This window comes from Hyphomonas sp. BRH_c22, assembly GCF_000961795.1.
Lineage (GTDB): Bacteria > Pseudomonadota > Alphaproteobacteria > Caulobacterales > Hyphomonadaceae > Hyphomonas.
On the sequence record NZ_LADU01000059.1, the window covers coordinates 56,821 to 75,151 of the forward strand.

At 63.5% G+C, this 18,331-nt stretch carries 16 protein-coding genes and 2 pseudogenes; 7 read left to right on the plus strand and 11 right to left on the minus strand.

Annotated elements, in window-relative coordinates; genetic code table 11:
• Positions 1–5: 5 nt before the first annotated feature.
• From trpC to VR74_RS07790, 6 genes are all read right to left on the minus strand, one after another.
• Positions 6–809 carry an indole-3-glycerol phosphate synthase TrpC gene (trpC, locus tag VR74_RS07765; RefSeq protein WP_045695687.1) on the minus strand — a complete coding sequence of 268 codons (804 nt, stop codon included), beginning with the start codon at positions 807–809 and terminating at the stop codon, positions 6–8.
• Entirely contained in the window at positions 806–1,837 is a 1,032-nt protein-coding gene (gene trpD, locus VR74_RS07770; RefSeq protein WP_299949871.1) for an anthranilate phosphoribosyltransferase, read from the minus strand. Before trpD ends, trpC begins: the two co-directional genes overlap by 4 nt.
• Positions 1,838–1,907: 70 nt before the next feature.
• Positions 1,908–2,666 (minus strand): alpha/beta hydrolase, encoded by a 759-nt coding sequence (locus VR74_RS07775; RefSeq protein ID WP_045695689.1) that lies wholly within the window; start codon positions 2,664–2,666, stop codon positions 1,908–1,910.
• Positions 2,667–2,683: 17 nt separating this feature from the next.
• On the minus strand, positions 2,684–3,250 hold the full coding sequence (locus VR74_RS07780) for an aminodeoxychorismate/anthranilate synthase component II (RefSeq protein WP_045695690.1): 567 nt from the start codon (positions 3,248–3,250) through the stop codon (positions 2,684–2,686).
• The gene (gene trpE / locus VR74_RS07785; protein WP_045695692.1) at positions 3,247–4,674 is read right to left on the minus strand and encodes an anthranilate synthase component I; all 1,428 of its coding nucleotides are present in this window, start codon (positions 4,672–4,674) and stop codon (positions 3,247–3,249) included. Before trpE ends, VR74_RS07780 begins: the two co-directional genes overlap by 4 nt.
• Entirely contained in the window at positions 4,671–6,572 is a 1,902-nt protein-coding gene (locus tag VR74_RS07790; RefSeq protein WP_045695693.1) for a peptidylprolyl isomerase, read from the minus strand. Before VR74_RS07790 ends, trpE begins: the two co-directional genes overlap by 4 nt.
• A 98-nt stretch (positions 6,573–6,670) precedes the next feature.
• Between VR74_RS07790 and tpiA the strand changes: the two genes are divergently transcribed.
• The 3 genes from tpiA to VR74_RS07805 all read left to right on the plus strand — a co-directional run bounded on the left by tpiA (position 6,671) and on the right by VR74_RS07805 (position 9,682).
• Positions 6,671–7,417, plus strand: coding sequence for a triose-phosphate isomerase (tpiA, locus tag VR74_RS07795; protein ID WP_045695695.1), 747 nt, complete (start codon positions 6,671–6,673; stop codon positions 7,415–7,417).
• Positions 7,418–7,498: 81 nt separating this feature from the next.
• The gene (gene secG, locus VR74_RS07800; RefSeq protein ID WP_045695696.1) at positions 7,499–7,984 is read left to right on the plus strand and encodes a preprotein translocase subunit SecG; all 486 of its coding nucleotides are present in this window, start codon (positions 7,499–7,501) and stop codon (positions 7,982–7,984) included.
• Positions 7,985–8,047: 63 nt separating this feature from the next.
• On the plus strand, positions 8,048–9,682 hold the full coding sequence (locus VR74_RS07805; protein ID WP_045695697.1) for a CTP synthase: 1,635 nt from the start codon (positions 8,048–8,050) through the stop codon (positions 9,680–9,682).
• Between the two features lie 228 nt (positions 9,683–9,910).
• Here the strand turns inward: VR74_RS07805 and VR74_RS07810 are convergent, their stop codons facing one another.
• Positions 9,911–10,624, minus strand: a complete 714-nt coding sequence (locus VR74_RS07810) for an SDR family NAD(P)-dependent oxidoreductase (RefSeq protein WP_045695741.1) — start codon at positions 10,622–10,624, stop codon at positions 9,911–9,913.
• A gap of 303 nt (positions 10,625–10,927) precedes the next feature.
• Here VR74_RS07810 and VR74_RS20655 point away from each other — a divergent pair.
• Positions 10,928–11,239 (plus strand): annotated as a pseudogene (locus VR74_RS20655) (transposase); the annotation flags it as partial.
• A 102-nt stretch (positions 11,240–11,341) separates the two neighbouring features.
• Positions 11,342–11,566, plus strand: a pseudogene (locus VR74_RS20660) (IS481 family transposase); the annotation flags it as partial.
• A 58-nt stretch (positions 11,567–11,624) separates the two neighbouring features.
• On the opposite strand, the gene VR74_RS07820 reads toward VR74_RS20660, so the two are convergent.
• The 4 genes from VR74_RS07820 to VR74_RS07835 are packed head-to-tail and all read right to left on the minus strand — an operon-like array spanning position 11,625 to position 16,454.
• Entirely contained in the window at positions 11,625–12,848 is a 1,224-nt protein-coding gene (locus VR74_RS07820; RefSeq protein ID WP_045695699.1) for a cyclopropane-fatty-acyl-phospholipid synthase family protein, read from the minus strand.
• Positions 12,845–13,651 (minus strand): DUF1365 domain-containing protein, encoded by an 807-nt coding sequence (locus VR74_RS07825; protein ID WP_045695700.1) that lies wholly within the window; start codon positions 13,649–13,651, stop codon positions 12,845–12,847. Before VR74_RS07825 ends, VR74_RS07820 begins: the two co-directional genes overlap by 4 nt.
• Positions 13,648–14,964 carry an FAD-dependent oxidoreductase gene (locus tag VR74_RS07830; RefSeq protein WP_045695702.1) on the minus strand — a complete coding sequence of 439 codons (1,317 nt, stop codon included), beginning with the start codon at positions 14,962–14,964 and terminating at the stop codon, positions 13,648–13,650. The genes VR74_RS07825 and VR74_RS07830 overlap by 4 nt, the downstream gene beginning before the upstream one ends.
• Positions 14,961–16,454 (minus strand): deoxyribodipyrimidine photo-lyase, encoded by a 1,494-nt coding sequence (locus VR74_RS07835; RefSeq protein ID WP_299949873.1) that lies wholly within the window; start codon positions 16,452–16,454, stop codon positions 14,961–14,963. The genes VR74_RS07830 and VR74_RS07835 overlap by 4 nt, the downstream gene beginning before the upstream one ends.
• Before the next feature lie 179 nt (positions 16,455–16,633).
• On the opposite strand from VR74_RS07835, the gene rfaE2 reads away from it, so the two are divergent.
• The gene (gene rfaE2 / locus VR74_RS07840; RefSeq protein ID WP_045695703.1) at positions 16,634–18,100 is read left to right on the plus strand and encodes a D-glycero-beta-D-manno-heptose 1-phosphate adenylyltransferase; all 1,467 of its coding nucleotides are present in this window, start codon (positions 16,634–16,636) and stop codon (positions 18,098–18,100) included.
• Positions 18,097–18,276, plus strand: a complete 180-nt coding sequence (locus VR74_RS07845) for a hypothetical protein (RefSeq protein WP_045695704.1) — start codon at positions 18,097–18,099, stop codon at positions 18,274–18,276. Before rfaE2 ends, VR74_RS07845 begins: the two co-directional genes overlap by 4 nt.
• The last annotated feature ends 55 nt before the right edge of the window (positions 18,277–18,331 follow it).

Sequence of the window (18,331 nt, forward strand, 5' to 3'; positions counted from 1 at the left end):
TCGGGTCAATCAGAACGGGCGTTTCTTAACCGCGTCACGGCAGATTCGCGCATCTGGTTCATTTTCATCAGGCTTTCGCCTATCAGGAAGCGGCGGGTGCCCGTCCGTCGAAGACGCGCGACGTGATCTGTTGTGGATATTCCGCTTTCGGCGACGATGTGACGGCCGGCCGGGATCATCGGGGCGAGGCGCTCGGTCGTCGACAGGTCGGTCACCATGCGCTTCAGATCGCGATTATTGATGCCGATGAGGGGCGAGGCGAGTTTGAGCGCCCGTTCCACCTCGGCCTCGTCATGGGTTTCGATGAGAACATCCATCGCAAAATCGTCTGCCGCCGCGTGGAGTTCGGCGGCAAGCGCGTCATCGACCGCCGACAGGATGATGAGGATGCAATCGGCGCCATGCGCCCGGGATTCGGCGACCTGGATCGGGTCGATCAGGAAATCCTTGCGCAACATGGGCAGGCTGACGGCGCTGCGGATGGCGGCAAAGTCTGCGAGGGAGCCGCCAAAGCTCGGGCCGTCGGTCAGTACCGAGAGGCAGGCCGCGCCGCCGGTCTCATACTCGGCCGCGATGGCGACCGGATCGGCGCCGGGCAGGATGTCTCCGGCCGAGGGGCTCTTGCGCTTCAGCTCGCAGATCAGGGCGTTTTCGTCAGTCGCAGCGATCCGGCTCATCGCCGCGCCAAAGTTTCGGACCGGGCCGGCTTCGCTTGCGAGGCGGGAGAGGCTTTCTAAGGTCTCGGTTCGCTTGAGCGCGGCGACTTCATCGCGCTTGTAGCCGATAATGCGGTCGAGGGCCGTGCTCATGCCGGATCCTGCCCGTTGGAGAGCGCGGCGAGCCTGCGCAGCGTGTCCTTCGCCTTGCCGCTGTCGATGGCGTCTGTGGCCATGGCGGCGCCTTCTTTCAGGTCGGCTGCCTTGCCTAAGACGTGAAGCCCGGCTGCGGCGTTCAGCAATACTGCGTCGCGGAACGGACCTTCCTGGCTGTCGAGCAGGTCGGTGATCGCCAGGGCATTGTCCGCAACGCTGCTGCCTTCGAGGCGGGACAGGGGACTGGTGTCGAGGCCGGCATCCGAGGGATGTATCTCGAACTCGCGGATGGCGCCATTTTCGACTTCGCAGACATGGGACGCGCCGGCGATGGAGAGCTCGTCGATGCCGTCCCGGCCATGCACGACCCAGGCCTTTGTCGCGCCAAGCTGGGCGAGCGCCTCGGCCATGGGCCGTGTCCATTCCGGGGCGAACACGCCGAGGACCTGGAACTGGGCGCCGGCCGGATTGGAGAGGGGCCCGAGCAGGTTGAAGATGGTGCGGATGCCGAGTTTCGCCCGCACGGGCGCAACGTGCCGCATGGCGCTGTGATGGGCCCGGGCGAACATGAAGGCGACGCCTGCGCCGTCGAGGCAGGCCTGGAACTCGTTCTCGTCGGTCTCGAGATTGACGCCCAGCGCCTCGAGCACGTCAGCCGAGCCCGACTTGGGCGGGACGGAGCGGTTGCCGTGCTTGGCGACACGGCCGCCTGCGGCGGCGATGACGAGGGCGCTGGCGGTGGATGTGTTGAGGCTTTTCCACGGCAGGCCGCCTGTGCCGCAGGTGTCGAGGACGGGGCCGTCAACGTGAACGCTGCGGGCATGCTGGCGCATGATGCGGGCACCGGCTGTCAGTTCGGCTGCCGTTTCACCCCGCACGGCAAGGCCCATGAGGAAGGCGCCGATCTCCTCCGGCGCGGCCTCGCCCGTCAGCAGGAGTTCGAACGCCGTTTCCAGCGTATCGGCGTCCAGCGTCTCGCGGCGGGCAATCGCCTTGATGGCGGTGGTCAGGGAAGTGTCAGTCATCAATGGTTTCCGGAATGCAAGCGCCACCGATAGCGGCCCTGTGGCCGGGGTTCAATGCGCGAAGTCTGACTCAATAGCCGAGAAAGGCGGTGATTTCAGAGAGAATGCGCGGATCGAGGGCGAGGTCGCGATGGCTGAGCGCATCATCCTCGACCAGCTTCGCGGTTGGCAGGTCGGCGGCCAGCTGGCGGATGAGCTCAAGGGGGCTGCTTTCATCGGCCTCTGATCCGATGAGCAGGATCGCGCCTTTATAGTCCGTGAGGGCTGCGCGGTAATCGGTGCGCGCGATGACGCCGCCGCGTTCGGCCAGCAGCTCGCCAGCGCGCGTGATGGTCGCGTCGTCATGGCCCTTGAGGCGCTGATAGTCCGCCCATTCCAGCAAGGCCGGCGCAATCAGGACGAGGTAGTCTGCGTCCGCCCCGGCCGCGATGGCGCGCACGGCCGCGTCGCAACCGAAGGAATGCGCGATGATCGTATCGAACGGCCCTTCAGCGGTGCAGACGTCAGCGACGGATATGCCTGCCGTTTCCGGGGTGCAGATGTCTGCCTTCGACGCGCCATGGGCGGGCAGGTCCATCATCAGGACGGGGCGCGTGTACTGGAGGAAGTCCTGCGCAAAGCGGCGCCAGATGCGGTGTGTATCATCCCAGCCGTGCACGAACAGCGTGGCCGGGCCGTTCCCTGCGCGCCAGACGGGCGTGGAGCCGTATTGCCCCGGAATGTCGCGGCGGGTCTCGGGCGGCAGGAAATTCTGGCCGGGCGCGGCGCTGGGGCTGGTCGGCTTCATGTCGTCAATCAGGGCCTCGGCCTTGGTGTCCAGTTCGCTCATCGGGCGGTGCCTCTTTGTCAGACCCTTTTCAGGAAGTTCTTCAGCAGGGCGTGACCATGCTCGGTCTTGATCGATTCCGGGTGGAACTGGACGCCATAAATGGGGCGGGTCTTGTGGTGAAGGGCCATGATTTCGCCGTCATCGGTGAAGGCGTCGGCGACGAGGCAGTCCGGCAGGTCAGCGTCGCGCACGGAGAGGGAATGATAGCGGACCACGGAAAAGGTTTCCGGCAGGCCGTCGAACAGGTCGCCGCCTTTCTGGTGGATGTCTGACAGCTTGCCGTGGCGGATTTCCTTCGCCTTGATGACGGCCCCGCCAAAGGCCTGGCCAATGGCCTGGTGGCCGAGGCAGACGCCGAGAATGGGCATGTCGTCCGGCGCGGCCCTGATCAGGTCGACACAGATGCCGGCCTCGTTCGGCGTACAGGGGCCGGGGGAGAGGAGAATGCCATCCGGCTTGAGGGCCAGGGCTTCCTCCACCGTCAGCTCATCATTGCGGACGACTTTGGTGCGGGCGCCGAGCTCTTCCAGATAGTGGACGAGGTTCCAGGTGAAGCTGTCATAATTGTCGATGACGAGGATCATTGGTCGAACTCGTAGGTGGCTGACAGTTCCACGGCGCGGCGCAGGGCGCCTGCCTTATGCAGGGTCTCGTCATACTCGTATTGCGGATCGGAATCGAGGACGACGCCGCCTCCGGCCTGGATGTGCAGCTGCCCGTCCTTGATGACGGCCGTGCGCAGGGCGATGCAGGTGTCGAGGTCGCCATTCCAGCCGAAATAGCCGACAGCGCCGCCATAGATGCCGCGGCGGGCGGTTTCCATTTCGTCGATGATCTGCATGGCGCGGATCTTGGGCGCGCCGGACACGGTGCCCGCCGGGAAGCCGGCAAACAGGACGTCAACGGCATCAAGGCCCTCGCGCAGGTTGCCTTCGACATGAGAGACAATATGCATGACGTGGCTGTAGCGTTCGACGATGAACTGTTCGGTGACTTCGACACTGCCATAGGCAGCGACGCGGCCGACATCATTGCGGCCGAGATCCAGCAGCATCAGGTGTTCGGCCATTTCCTTCGGATCGGCGAGCAGGCCTTCGGCGCGGCGGGCATCTTCCAGCGCGTCACCGGAGACAGGCCGCGTGCCGGCAATCGGGCGGATGGCGACACGGCCATCGCGCAGGCGGACGAGGATTTCCGGGCTGGAGCCGACGAGGCGCACGTCGCCAAGGTTCATGTGGAACATGAAGGCGGACGGGTTGAGGCGGCGGAGGGCCCGGTAGAAGCTGATCGACTTGCGGCTGAACGGCGTCGACAGCCGCTGGCTGGGCACGACCTGGAAGATGTCGCCGGCGCGGATATAGTCGCGGCATTGATCGACAATTTCGAAATAGCGTTCCTTCGTGGTGTTGGACGTCAGCGTCACGTCAACCGGCGGCTGGTCCTTGGGCGGCGTTTCCGGCAGGCGCTCGAGCCGGGCCTCGACCGTATCGAGCAGGGCGTCGATGGCCGCGTCATTGCCGTCCTCGACGCGGCCGATGAGCAGGATTTCCTGGTAGATGTGATCGAACACGATCACGACCCGGGGGATGACCAGCAGGGCTTCGGGAACGTGCAGCGTGTCTTGCGCCGTGATGGTCACCGGTTCGATATGCTGGATCATGTCATAGCCGACATAGCCGAATGCACCGGATGCCATGGGCGGCAGGGCCGCTTCGGTTTCGGCCTGGGCGAAACTGACAAAATCGCGCAGCGCCTTGACGGGATCGTCCGAGGTTTTGAGCGGGGCGGAAAAATCCCCTGTCTTCGACACGGCGGCGACGCCGTCCTGGATGCGGAACCAGTAATCGGGCTCAAGTCCGATGAAGGAATAGCGGCCGAGACGCTCGCCGCCGGCAATGGATTCGAACAGGAAGCTGCCGGGCGCATCGGCGCCGAGTTTCAGCATCGCACCGACGGGCGTTTCAATATCCCCGATGCGCCTGCGAACAATCAGACGGGCTGGTTTCATTGATCCGTGGCAATCGATTTCTTGTAGGCCACGATCGCGTTGTCATTGACCTTCAGCTTGATCGCCTTGCGGATCTCTGCATCGGCGGCAAACCGGATGTCATCGCGCAGGGCCTGGTTCAGGGACGCGGTGGCCTGCGTGCCGAGCACTTCCAGCGCCGCATCCGATGGCGGCGCAATCGTGTTGAGCTGCACGATCATGAACATGTTGCCCGTCCGGTTCGGATAGCTGTACACGTCACCTTCGCGGCCGGAGAAAATCGCGCTGATGGCGGGCGATGGCAGGCCGCTTTCCTCAGCCGTGATGCGCGTGACAGGTACGCTTGGCGATTCAACGACCGTGTCAGCTTCCGCCGCAGCAGCGGCCAGGCTGGTTTCGCCGGACTTCAGCTTCTCGACCACGCTTTCGGCGTAGGACTGCATGGCATTGGCGGCACGCTGTGCGACCAGTGTCTGGCGAATGTCTTCCCTGATCGTGTCGAATTCAGGCGTGCTGGGCGCGATGACGGCGCGCGGGGAGGTGAGGTAAACGGCCTCGTCGCCATCGTAGCGTGCGGAGACGTCACCGGCATTGATGCGGAAAGCATCGCTGAAGGCGTCCCGGGCGGCCGTGAGGCCTGTAAGCGTCACGCCGTCTTCCGTGATGCCGGTCTGGTCGACAGGCGCAAAGCTCATCACCGGGACAGGCAGTTCGGACGCAATCTGGGCCAGCGGGTAGCCTGCACCGATCGAGCGGTCGAGCGTATCGAGCTTTTCGAAGAACAGGACCTGCGCGCGTTCGCGGGCCAGTTCATCGCGGATCTCCTCGGAGACAGTCTCGATCGGGAATACGGCGCCGCGCTGGACAGAGACGAGCCGGGCGACCAGCCACCGGCCTTCCACTTCGCGAGGGCCGAACAGGGCACCGCTTTGCTTGCCGGGGCCAAACATGGCATCAGCGAGGGCCGTGTCGGAGACGCTTTCGCGGTTGCCGGTCTTTGTCTCGCTCGACAGCACGCCGGGCAGGGTGGCCGGGTCAGCGCCGCCAGCGAGCAGGCCGAAGGCGGCGCGCGCCGTATCACGGTCGGCAAAGTAGAGTTCAATATAGGTGCGCTGGTCCGGCTCGGAGAACCGCTCGGATTTCGTCGCTTCATAGATGGTGGCGATTTCCTGCTCGGTGACGGTCACATTCGACAGAAAATCGTCGGCCGAGACGCGCAGCATGTCGATGGCGCGGCGCTCGGGCTGTTCCAGCGCGGCCAGGTTCTCGTCGTAGAAGGCGCGGATTTCCTCGTCCGTGGGGGCGTCAGGTGTCGGCGCCCTGGACGCATCCAGGATGAACCAGGAAACGTCCCGCGTCTCGCCAATGAAGCGGGCCTGAATGCCCGCGAGGATTTGCGGCGGGTAGGTCGCCGCCGAGGCCGCCTCGCCGAGCGTTTTCAGGGTCAGGTCATCGGAGACCTGCTGTTCGTATTCTTCCTTGGTGAAGCGGTTCTGGTAGAGGACTTCACGATAGGTATTGAGATCAAGTTCGCCGGTCAGCGGGTTCTTGAAGGCGTCGACGGTCTTCAACTGTTCGACAATGGCGCTGGTCGAGGGCTCGATACCGATGCTGGCGGCATAGCCGAGAGAGACGATTTTCGCCTTTTCGAGCTCGAAAACCTGATCGACGATGCCCTGTTCGGCCGCTTCGGACTTGGTGATCGGCTTGTCCGCATTGGCGTTGAGATTGCGCAGCAGGTTTTCGACGCGGCGGTCGAGTGTCGTCATGTCGATACCGCGCGGGCCAGCAGCGGCCAGATTGCTGCCGAGACCGGTATTCATGGTGGTCCATGCCTGGTCAGCGCCCCAGAATGCCATGCCGGCAATGATAATCATGACGACGATCTTGCCGAAGATCGAATTCATCAGGCGTTTCATCAAGGCTAGCATAGCGATGCAATCTCTCAGGCGATTTGCGGGATGGCTCAGTGCTTGCTAGGCGACACGGTCAAGTCTTGCAAGATAGGGATGGCTGCATGTCACGCGCACTGATCGCCGGAAACTGGAAAATGAACGGTCTGAAAGCGAGTCTTTCGCAGGTTGAGGCCGTGGCTGCTGCAGTTGGTAGCGGACACGGTGATGTGACCGCGTTGCTTTGCCTTCCCGCGACGTTGGTCGCAGCGGGGAGCGAAAGCGCGGAGGGAACTGCGCTGCGAATCGGCGGGGAAACCTGCCACCACAATGTCAAAGGCGCCCATACGGGCGATATTTCGGCCGAAATGCTGGCCGATGCCGGTGCCAGCCATGTGATTGTCGGCCATTCGGAGCGGCGGGCCGATCATGGTGAAAGTGATGCCGTTGTCTCAGCCCAGGCTTCTGCAGCGCTTGCCGCATCGCTGGTTCCGATCATTTGCGTTGGCGAGAGCCTGGCGGAACGCGAGGCCGGGCGGACGCTGGAGCGGATCGAAAGCCAGTTGGCCGGATCGATCCCGGATGGCGTAGGTGCCGCTGATTTCGTGATCGCCTATGAGCCAATCTGGGCCATCGGCACGGGAAAAGTGGCCAGTACGGAGCAGATTGCCGAAGTTCATGGCGCGATCCGGGCCTGGCTGTCGGGGCGTTTCGGCGCTTCGGGCGTTGAGACACTTATCCTTTATGGCGGTAGCATGAATCCCGCAAATGCGGCTGAAATCCTTGCCGTGGACAATGTTAATGGCGGCCTGATCGGCGGTGCGAGCTTGAAGGCCGAGGATTTCCTCTCCATTTACAGGGCAGCAATTTAGCCCAGAGTGAAGCGAGAGGCTTGGCGTTCGCGCTTATAGGCGATATGCGGGCCCCTTGATTTCAGGAATCCCGGACTCACCATGCAGAATGTCATCCTCGTCGTCCATATCCTCGCCTGTATTGTCATGACAGGACTGGTGCTTATCCAGAAGTCCGAAGGTGGCGGCCTTGGCATGGGCGGCGGCGGTGGCGGTAACTCGCTGATGTCCGGCCGCGGCGCTGCAGGCGCGCTGGTTCGCACGACGATCATCGTCGGCGGCCTGTTTTTCATTACCAGCCTGACGCTGACCTCGATTGCCAACCGCGAGAACGATACGCGCTCTGATGTCGAGCGCGCGCTGGGCGCAGACGATGATGGCGCGATTACGGCACCGGTCGACCTGTTCGACCCGTCGGCACCGCTGCTGGATGGCCAGGATGGCGGCACGGGCAACCTGTCTGCGCCAGATCCGGTCGCAGCCGATCCGGTAGCGCCTGCGGAGACCGAAACGCCCGCGCCGGAAGGCGATGCGGCACAAGAGGACGCACCCGCGCCGGCTGAGCCGGATACGGGCAATCCCCAGTAAATTTGCGGAACGGGCATTTTGCCCGCGCCAATCATCAACGAATCACGGCATCGGGATAGTCCCATGATCCGCTACATTTTCATTACGGGCGGCGTGGTGTCATCCCTGGGCAAGGGAATTGCGTCCGCCGCGCTCGGCGCGCTGCTGCAGGCACGCGGCTACAAGGTGCGCCTGCGAAAGCTGGACCCCTATCTCAATGTCGACCCCGGCACGATGAGCCCGCGCCAGCATGGCGAGGTCTATGTCACCGATGACGGGGCCGAGACGGACCTCGACCTTGGCCATTATGAGCGCTTTACCGGCGTGTCGGCGCGCCAGTCGGACAATATCACCACGGGGCGCATCTATCAGCGCATCATCGAGAAGGAACGGCGCGGGGATTACCTTGGCGCGACGATCCAGGTGATCCCGCACGTGACCAATGACATCAAGGATTTCGTGCTGTCCGATCCGGGCGAGGACGTGGAATTCGTGCTGTGCGAAATCGGCGGCACGGTCGGCGATATCGAGGGCCTGCCTTTCTTCGAGGCGATCCGCCAGCTGGGCCAGGAACTGGGCCCGGACCGGGCCTGCTTCATCCACCTGACTCTGCTGCCCTATATTCCGGCAGCCGGAGAGATGAAGACCAAGCCGACGCAGCACTCGGTGAAGGAGCTGCGCTCCATCGGCATCCAGCCGCAGATCCTGCTGTGCCGCTGTGACCGGCCGATCCCGGAGACGGAAAAAGGCAAGATCGCGAGCTTCTGTAACGTGCGCCCGTCCTCCGTGATCGAGGCGCGCGATGTGGGCCATATCTATGACGTGCCGGCGGCCTATCATGCCGAGGGGCTGGATACCGAAGTGCTGGCGCATTTCCGCATCACCGATGCCCCGGCGCCGGACATGTCGGCCTGGGACCGGATCGCGAAAACGATCCGCAACCCGGACGGCAATGTGTGCATCGGCCTTGTCGGCAAGTACACGGACGTGCCGGACGCCTATAAATCCGTGATGGAAGCGCTGGTGCATGGCGGCCTCGCCAACCAGGTGAAGGTGGATGTGCGCCTGATCGATTCCGAACAGTTCGATGACGAGCATGCGCCGCTGGACATTCTGGAAGGGGTGCACGGCGTGATCCTGCCGGGCGGGTTTGGCGAGCGCGGCGCGCACGGCAAAATGCGGGCGGCGCGGTTTGCCCGCGAGCGCAATGTGCCGTGCTTCGGCATCTGCTACGGCATGCAGTTGTCGGTCGTGGAAGCGGCGCGCAACCTGGCGGGCATCAAGGATGCCTCGACGAGCGAGTTCGGCCCGACCAAATCGCCGCTGGTCGGACTGATGGAAGAATGGACCAAGGGCAATGAGAAGGTTGTCCGCGACGAGAATACCGACAAGGGCGGCACAATGCGCCTCGGCGCGTATCCGGCGCGCCTGAAAGAGGGAAGCAAGGTTGCGGAAATCTATGGCGCACTCGACATATCCGAGCGCCACCGCCACCGCTATGAGGTCAATGCGACCTATATCAAGCAACTGGAAAAGGCGGGCGTCCTGTTCTCGGGCATGTCGCCGGACGGCAGGCTGCCGGAGATTTTCGAGCTGCCGGACCATCCCTGGTTCATCGGCGTGCAATTCCATCCGGAACTGAAGTCACGTCCGTTCGAACCGCATCCGCTGTTTGCGAGCTTTATCGGCGCGGCTGTGAAGCAGAGCCGGTTGGTTTAGTCTTAATGGGATTCATTCAGATACCCTTATGCAAGCATCGCCATGATTGGTGGTACGAGAAAACCGACTGATTGCGACCCCGTTCCCCAATACAGGATGCCTACGACCGCGAGGCTGCCGAACCAGTACAGCATGCATTTAAGACGCAGATGCATGCGTCTAATAATTTCTGTGTTCTACCTCAATAGCAAGAGACCACGGTGGAGCCATCAATCAGGCCCAGCTGGTCTAGGCGGGGATTTCCTTGCCGGCCCAGTCGAAGCATTTGCCTGTGTCGGCGGGGGTCAGGCCGTCGAGGACGTTCAGCAAGTATTCCGCAGACTGGTCCGGCGTGAATAATTGCGCATCCGGCACATTCGACTGGAACGGCCGGGACAGGCCGGTATCGACCGTGCCGGGGTGGAGCGTCACGGCGATGAGCTGGTCATTGATGCGGGCCTGCTCGATCGCGTAGTTGCGCACCAGCATGTTGAGGGCGGCCTTGGAGGCGCGATAGGCATGCCAGCCGCCGAGGCGGTTGTCGCTGATCGAGCCGACACGGGCCGAGAGGGCGGCGAACACGGCGCGGCGCTTGCGGGGCATCAGCGGCAGCATGTGTTTCGCTACCAGGGCCGGGCCGAACGTGTTGACGCGGAAGACCTGTTCGAATGCATCGAGGGACTGGTGGCGGCTGGATTTCTCGGGCGTGAGGCCATCCTGGTCCGACAGGAGGCCGGTGGCGACGATGACGAGGCCGAAAGTGCCTTCCGCTTTCAGCGTGGCGGCGAGCGTTTCGAGATCGGCCTCACGGGTGATGTCGGCCGTGTGGGGGATGATGTTGCGGCCGGTGGGGGCGGGCGAGCGCGACACGGCGTGCACGCGGGTCATGTCCGGCCGTGCGGCCAGCCGGGCTGTCAGGGCGCGGCCAATGCCGCCCGATGCGCCGAATATGATCGCCTGCATGATGCGCTCCTTCAGGGGAGACATAAGGCGGCCGTGCCGGAGGGAAAGCGCCCAGCACATGCGGCGCCATTTGCCGGAAGCATGTCGCGCAGGGCGGGCGGTTGCCTGAAGGCAGGTCAGGATGAATTGAGGTGCGGGATGAGGGCGGCGGCTTCGGCGTGAATCTGGCGCGCTGTTTCGCGCTCCGGCTTTGAGAGCAGGCGGGAATTGAGGAGGCCCGGTGGCAGGCGCATGTCTAGGTAACGTATGGCAGGGCCACCGGCGGCGGCGCGCCGGCGCGGCTGGGGAGTGGCGGAAGGCGCGCCTTTCGGGTCTGTTGCTGCTGGTGGCTTGTCCCGGCTGGCGGTCAATTTTCTGAAGATGGGCATTTTCCCTGAACGGATCGCGCCTGGAAAGCCCCAGCAGAATGGACGCCATGAGCGCCTGCACCTGACGCTGAAACGCGAAGCGACCAGTCCACCCTCACGGACAATCAGGGCTCAGGCCGCACGCCTTGCAAGGTTCCGGAAATCCTACAATCACGAGCGCCCGCATGAGGCGCTCGGCCAGATCCCTCCCGCAGCGATCTATGCGCCAAGTCAACGCACGTGGGATGGCAAGCTGAGACCTCCGGACTTGAGCGGCGTGCCGAAAAGTGGACCCGGTTTTCGGGGACACGCTGCGACCAACAAGAAATTCTGGATCAGAGTGCTGATTCTTGGAATAAGCACTCTGATCTATCCCGGCGCCACTGAAACCCGCGCAGTCAGAACATCCGGAATTATCAAGTGGCGCGGCGCTGAACCGTTCATCTCCGAAGTCCTTACCGGTGAGCGGGTGGGCATCTTCCGGACAGGCGAAGATCATTACGAAGTCTACTTCGGTCCGGTCCTGCTCGGACACATCGACCGAAAGAAACGCATGAACCGTATCGAGCCTGGCCGCCCACGGAACACACCATGAAAACTGTAACCCATCTGCCCGGTCTGAAACGTTACCTATGTTCCCGGTTGCACACGGGTCAGGCTTTTGAGACTTCGAACTGGCCGACATTGATGCGGCCGTCGAGGAAGCCGGCTTCGCAATAGGACAGGTAGAAATTCCACATGCGCCGGAAAGGCTCGTCAAAACCGAGCGGGGCGATCTCGCCCCATTTCTCATTGAATGTGCGGGCCCATTCATTGCAGGTGCGGGCATAGTCCTGGCCGAAATAGTGGACCCCGTCATGGCGCAGGCCCGCCCTGGCGAACTGTTCCTTGAGCGCGGTCTCGCCAGGCAGCATGCCGCCCGGGAAGATATAACGCTGGATGAAATCAACGCGCTTGCGGTAGCTGGCGAAGAGATCGTCATCAATGGTGATGATCTGGAGCGCGGCCTTGCCGCCCTGTTTGAGGCATTCGAAGATCTTGGCGAAATAGCTCGGCCAGTAGGCTTCGCCGACCGCCTCGAACATTTCAATCGAGGCAACGCCGTCATAGAGGCCCGTGTGGTCGCGATAGTCTTCAAGGCGGATATCGACACGCTCGGACAGGCCTTCGCGCTGCATGCGCTGCATGGCAAAGTCGCGCTGGGACGGCGAGATGGTGAGGCATGTCACCTGGCTGCCGCGATGCTTGGCGGCATATTCGGCAAAGCCGCCCCAGCCGCAGCCTATTTCGAGGATGCTGCTGGACGGACCAGCACCGATCCGGTCGCAGATGTTCCGGTACTTGGCCTGCTGGGCCTGTTCGAGCGACTGGTTCGGGCTTTCGAAGATGGCCGAGGAATAGGTCATGCTGGGGTCGAGCCAGAGGCGGTAGAAGTCATTGCCCAGATCATAATGGGCCATGATGTTGCGCCGGGCGCCGGAACGGGAGTTCCTGTTAAAGAAGTGGCGCACCATATTGGCCCAGCGCACCACCATGCCGCCGCGTGCGAGCTGTCCGGCGGCTTCGAAATTGGCGGAGAAGAATTGCAGGACCTTGGTCAGGTCCGGTGTCGACCACTGGCTGTCCATATAGGCTTCGGCGAAGCCGACATCACCGCCCGCGAAGGCAAGTTTCACGAAATTATAGTCGTGGACGATGATCTCGGCGGAGGGGCCGCTCGCGTCATTGCGGTAGATGATCTTCCGGCGGTCCGGCAGGGTGAACTGCAGGGTGCCGCGTTGGGTACGCAGCAGGGCAAGCGCGGCAAGGCGGAACGAGGCCGGGATGCCCTTGAGGCGGCGGATGGACTGGGCCGTGGCCAGGATGGGATCGCTCATGCGGCATCTTTCGTGATCTGTGGCGCGTCGGCGGACGATCCAGCGGCCAGCGTGGCGGCCTGTTCGGGAGGATGGGGGCGGGACCGGTATTTCGCGCCGCGAAGCCAGATTTTCAGGGCCTGCCAGTGAATGCCCAAGGTGACGCCAAGGGTGGAGAAGGGGCGTGTCACGGCGGTGGCCAGGAGCGTGCCGGTTGTTGCGGGCTGGCGCCGGGCGATGATGTTGGCCATGTGCAGGCGTGTGCCGTGCTTCAGGCTCTCGACGACGACGCCGAGGCGGTCATCCGGTGCGCGCAGGGTGAACCGGTAGGTGCCGGTGACATCGAAGAAGGGCGAGACGTGGAACGCCTTTCCCGCTTCGTGCTGCGAACGGTTTCCCGTGACGGCGGCGACATAGGAATGGGTGTCGCCGAACGTGTTGTTGACCTCGTAGATGATGCCGCGCAGGCCGCCGGAGGGGCCGTAGCCGTACCAGAGCGAGATGGGCGAGAACTTGTAGAAGAGGTGGCGGGGCAGGGTGACGAGGCGGATCGCGCCGCCGTCGAGCTTTACACCTGCCATGGCGAACATTTGCTCAGCCCACGGGCGAAGAGGGAGGCCGTCGCGCGCGCCGTGATCCTTGCGGGAGAAGGAAAAGAGATTGGGCCGCTCGACAGAGAACAGGGCGGACTGCCGGCCGGCCTCGTCCAGACGGTCAATGTCGATATCCATGAGGGCGAGGTCATAGGCAAAGCGCCGCTCGAACGGCACGTAGCGCGCATGTACCGTCTTGCCTTTCCACAAATTGAGCGCCGGAACCGTCAAACGGACACCTCTGCTGCAATTTCAATGTGGAGAGTTTTGCGCGTTGGCGTGTGAATGTCCACGCCTTTCGCCTCCCATGGCACCCTGCCGCCGAGGGAGAGGGCTGCCGACAGTCCGGATTTCAGGCCGTCCTCGTGGAAGCCGCGGCCCATCCATGCGCCGGCAAACCAGATACCATCCTGCCCCTGTATGCGTGTCAGTCCGCGGACGGCGGCCTCGGCTGCGGCATCGAACTGGGGATGGTCGAATTCATAGGCGTGGAAGGTCAGGTCGTCGCGCGGGGCGGTTTCCGGGTTGAGCGTGATGAAGAGCGGGCGGCTGTCATCAAGGCCCTGCAAGCGGTTCATCCAGTAGGAAAGGCAGATGTCGCCATTGTCCTGCTTGATCACGTTCCAGCTGGCCCAGGCATTGCGGCGTGACGGCATCAGCGCGGGATCGCGGTGGAGGTAGATCGTGTTCGGACGGTAATGCACCGAGCGCAGGAGGAAGGACTGGTCCTCGCAGCTGTTTTCCACGAGGGCAAGCGCCTGATCCGAATGGGTGGCTATGATGACATCGTCGAAAACATGCGCGCGCTTGTCGGACGTGACCACGGTGACCTTTTCGCCGAAGGGGAAGACACGGATGACCGGCGTGCGGGTGCGCACGCGGTCGCCCAGCGCCAGGGCGGCCGCGCGGACATAGGTCTGGCTGCCGCCGGTGACGGTGCGCCATTTGGGCCTTTCGCTGTGCATGAGACGGTGGTTATCGAAGAACTGGAAGAAGCTGCGGGCCGGATAGTCCAGCATGCAGGCCTCGGGCGTGGACCAGATGGCGGCGCCCATGGGGAGGATATAGTTGCAGCGGAACGGCTGGTCGAAGCCGTGCCTGTCGAGCCATGCGCCGAGCGTTGCATCCTCGATCCTGCCCTCGGCGAGTTCGGTGCGGGCAAGATCATTGAACTTCAGGATCGTGCGCCAGAAACGGTGGAATGCGGGGTTGAGCAGGTTGCGCTTCTGGGCAAACATGCCGCGCGGTGTCGAGGCCCATTCCCAGCCGTGACGGTCGGAGACGGCGAAGCTCATGTCGGAGGCCTGCGTCGCGACGCCGAGCGCGTCGAGGAAGCCGATCAGGTTCGGATAGTTCAGGCCATTGTAGACGATGAAGCCGAGATCGACCGCAGTTTCGTGGCCGTCATAGTCGAACACATGCGTGCAGGCATGCCCACCGAGCCGGTCGTCGGCCTCGAACAGGGTGACGTCCGCTGTGTCCTTCAGGGCGTAGGCGGCGCCGATGCCGGAAATGCCGGACCCTATGATTGCTATGCGTTTCATGCGGCGTCTCGTCTTTCTTTCAGGGTCTCGTAGGCATCGAGGGCGCGGTCGCGCGCGGCCTTGTGGTCGACAATGGGCGAGGGATAGGTCTTGTCGAGGGTGATGCCCGCGGTGGAAAGCGTGGCGGCGTCAGCCTCCCAGGGGGCGTGCAGGTACTTGCCGGGCAATCGGGCGAGTTCAGGGCACCATTGGCGGACATAGGCGCCGGTGACGTCGAACTTCTGACCCTGGGTGACGGGATTGAACACGCGGAAATAAGGCGCGGCATCTGCGCCGCTGCCTGCCGTCCACTGCCAGCTGGCAGGGTTGGAGGCGGGGTCGGCATCGACCAGCGTGTCCCAGAACCAGTCCTCACCCATTTGCCATGGCAGGAGCAGGTGCTTGGTAAGAAAGGAGGCTACAATCATCCGTACACGATTGTGCATGAAGCCGGTATGCCATAGCTGGCGCATGCCGGCATCGACCATGGGATAGCCCGTGCGGCCCTTGCGCCAGGCGTCACAGGCGGCGTCATCGCTGCGCCAGGGCATATGGTCGAATGCGTGATTGTAATTCCGGCTGGCGAGTTCCGGATTGTGAAACAGCAGGACATAGGAAAATTCGCGCCAGGCGATTTCGGACAGGAAGGTCATGGCACTGGCTTCATCGAAGCGGCCTGCGGCGATGCCGTGCTGGACGGCGCGCCAGACCTGTGCCGGGCCGATCTCGCCGAAACGAAGATGCGGCGACAGGCCTGACGTGGAGGTCTTGATGTCGGGGCGATTGCGGGCGTCGGCATAGTGGTTGACCGGACCGTCGAGGAAGTCGGCGAGGCGCCGGGCGGCACCTGCCTCGCCGGGCGTCCATGTCCCGGCCAGTCCGCCGGACCAATCCGGGCCGGACGGATGCAGGCTCCAGCCGGCGAGGGCGTCGGAAGCCATGTCAGGGCCGGCGAGGGAGGCCGGTGCAGGGCTGGGCTCAGGCGCGCGGTATTCGGCGCGGACGGCCTTCCAATAGGGGGTGAAGACCTTGTAATAGCTGCCTGCGCCGGTCTTCACGGTCCACGGCTCTGTCAGCAGGCGCGCATTGCAGCTGGCGACAGAGACGCCATCCTGCTTGAGCGTTTCCATGATTTCGGCATCGAGGCCGCGTTCGGCCTGAGTGTACCGGCGGTTCCAGAACACGCTGTCAGCGCCGGATTCCGCGATTATGTCCCGAATGACCGTGGCAGAGGGGCCCGACCGCAAGGTCAGCTGGCCGCCAACTTTGGCGATCTGCGCAGAGAGCGCGGCGAGGGATTTGCCGAGCCACCATTTCGAGGCGCCGCCATGGGCACGCAGGCCCGGCGATTGCTCGTCGTGAATGTACAGCAAAATCAGGGGCTTGCCGGTCGAAACGGCAGCATGGAGGGCCGGGTTGTCGGATAGTCTGAGGTCTTCACGGAACCAGAAAAGGGCGGGGGCAGGCTGTGACAGGAATTCGGCTCCGGATACATGCAGTTGGAAGTACAAAGGTACTACGCATGGGAGCGGGTTATGGATCAGTCGGTGATCCGATGGGTTTCACCTCGGGCGTGGCGGGGCTATATCCGGTGATCAAATGGAGTCGCCAATATGGCCGTGAGTCCCGAAACCACACCCATTGCTGCCGTCATTGCAGGGCACTGCGATTGCCCGGCCGGAGATTGCTGATGGATACGCAGAAGCTGATCGACCTGATCCGGGAGGCAAATGGCAAGCGTGTCATCTGTGTGGGCGACGTCATGCTCGACCGCTTCGTGTATGGGCAGGTCACCCGCATTTCGCCTGAAGCGCCGGTGCCGATCATGCGGCGCACGCGGGAAGCCGCGATGCCGGGCGGGGCAGGCAATGTCGGGCGCAACCTGTCGACGCTGGGCCTGCGCACGGCGCTGATCGGCGTGGTGGGCGACGATGCCGAAGGGCGCGAGCTGGCGGAACTGCTGGGCCAGATAGGTAACGTGGAAGCCGACCTGATCGTGATGCGCGACCGGCCGACGACGCTGAAAACGCGCTTCGTCGCGGGGGGCCAGCAATTGTTGCGGGTGGACGCGGAAGACACGCGGGCCATCGACCTGACAGCCGAGGCCGATATCGTGATGTCACTCGAAGACGCCGCGAAGGATGCGAGCCTCATCATCCTGTCGGATTATGCCAAGGGCACGATCACGAAGAATGTCATCGAGGCCGCAATCGCGGCAGGCCGCGCGCATGGCATTCCCGTGATTGCAGATCCGAAGGGGCTGGATTTTTCGCGCTATGGCGCGGTCGACCTGCTGAAGCCGAATGCGGTGGAACTGGGCCAGGCAATGGGCGTGCCGGTGGAGACCGACCGCGATGCAGCCGAGGCCCTGACGCAAGCGATGAGCGTGCTGCCCGCCAAGGCGATTGTGGTGACGCGCGCGGCCAAGGGCATGTCGTTTGTGCAGAAGGATGGCTGCGTGATGCACCGGTCCGGCGAGGCACGGGAAGTGTATGACGTGTCCGGTGCGGGCGATACAAGCATTGCCGCGCTGGCGCTGGGGCTGGCGGCGGGCGGAAGCCTGGCGGAGGCGGTGGAACTGGCGATTGCTGCGTCCGGCATTGCTGTCGGGAAATCGGGCACGGCCACTGTGTCGGCAAGCGAGTTGAACACGGCGCTGCAAATGGGCCTGCGCAATGGCGGCATCTCGCATGTGCCGCTGGAGACGCTGGTCGAGCAGGTGAACGTCTGGCGGGATTCCAACCTGACCGTCGGGTTCACAAATGGCTGTTTCGACATCCTGCATCCGGGCCATCTCAAGGTTCTGGAAGAAGCCAAGGCGCGCTGCGGCCGCCTTGTCGTCGGCCTGAATTCGGACGCCTCCGTGAAGCGCCTGAAGGGCCCGAGCCGTCCGGTGAATGATGAATCGTCGCGGGCGCGTGTCCTGTCGGGCCTGTCGGCGGTCGATGCAGTTGTCGTGTTCGATGAAGATACGCCCGGCGCGCTGATTGCAGCGCTGCAGCCCGACCTGCTGGTCAAGGGCGGCGACTATACGATCGAGACAATCGTCGGCGCTGATGTGGTTCTGGCACGCGGCGGGACGGTGCATATCGTGCCGCTGGTTGATGGCCAGTCGACCACGGCGGCGATCGAACGCGCGAATGTCCGGGCCGAATGAGTGTGACGGCCGCCAGCGTCGCGGGGCAGCTGCTTCGCCAGTATGGTGACGACGCCAGCGTGATCGCCACGCTGCGAGCAGCGGAAGTGGCCGCGCAGGGCGATGTTGAGGCCCTGGCGCATTGGGACGCGGTGATTGCGATTCTGGACGGCGGCGGTACCGGACCGGCTAACTGAAAAGAAACAGTGCCGGGAAGGCAACCCGGACCTGCCTTATGTGTTATGTCCAGCG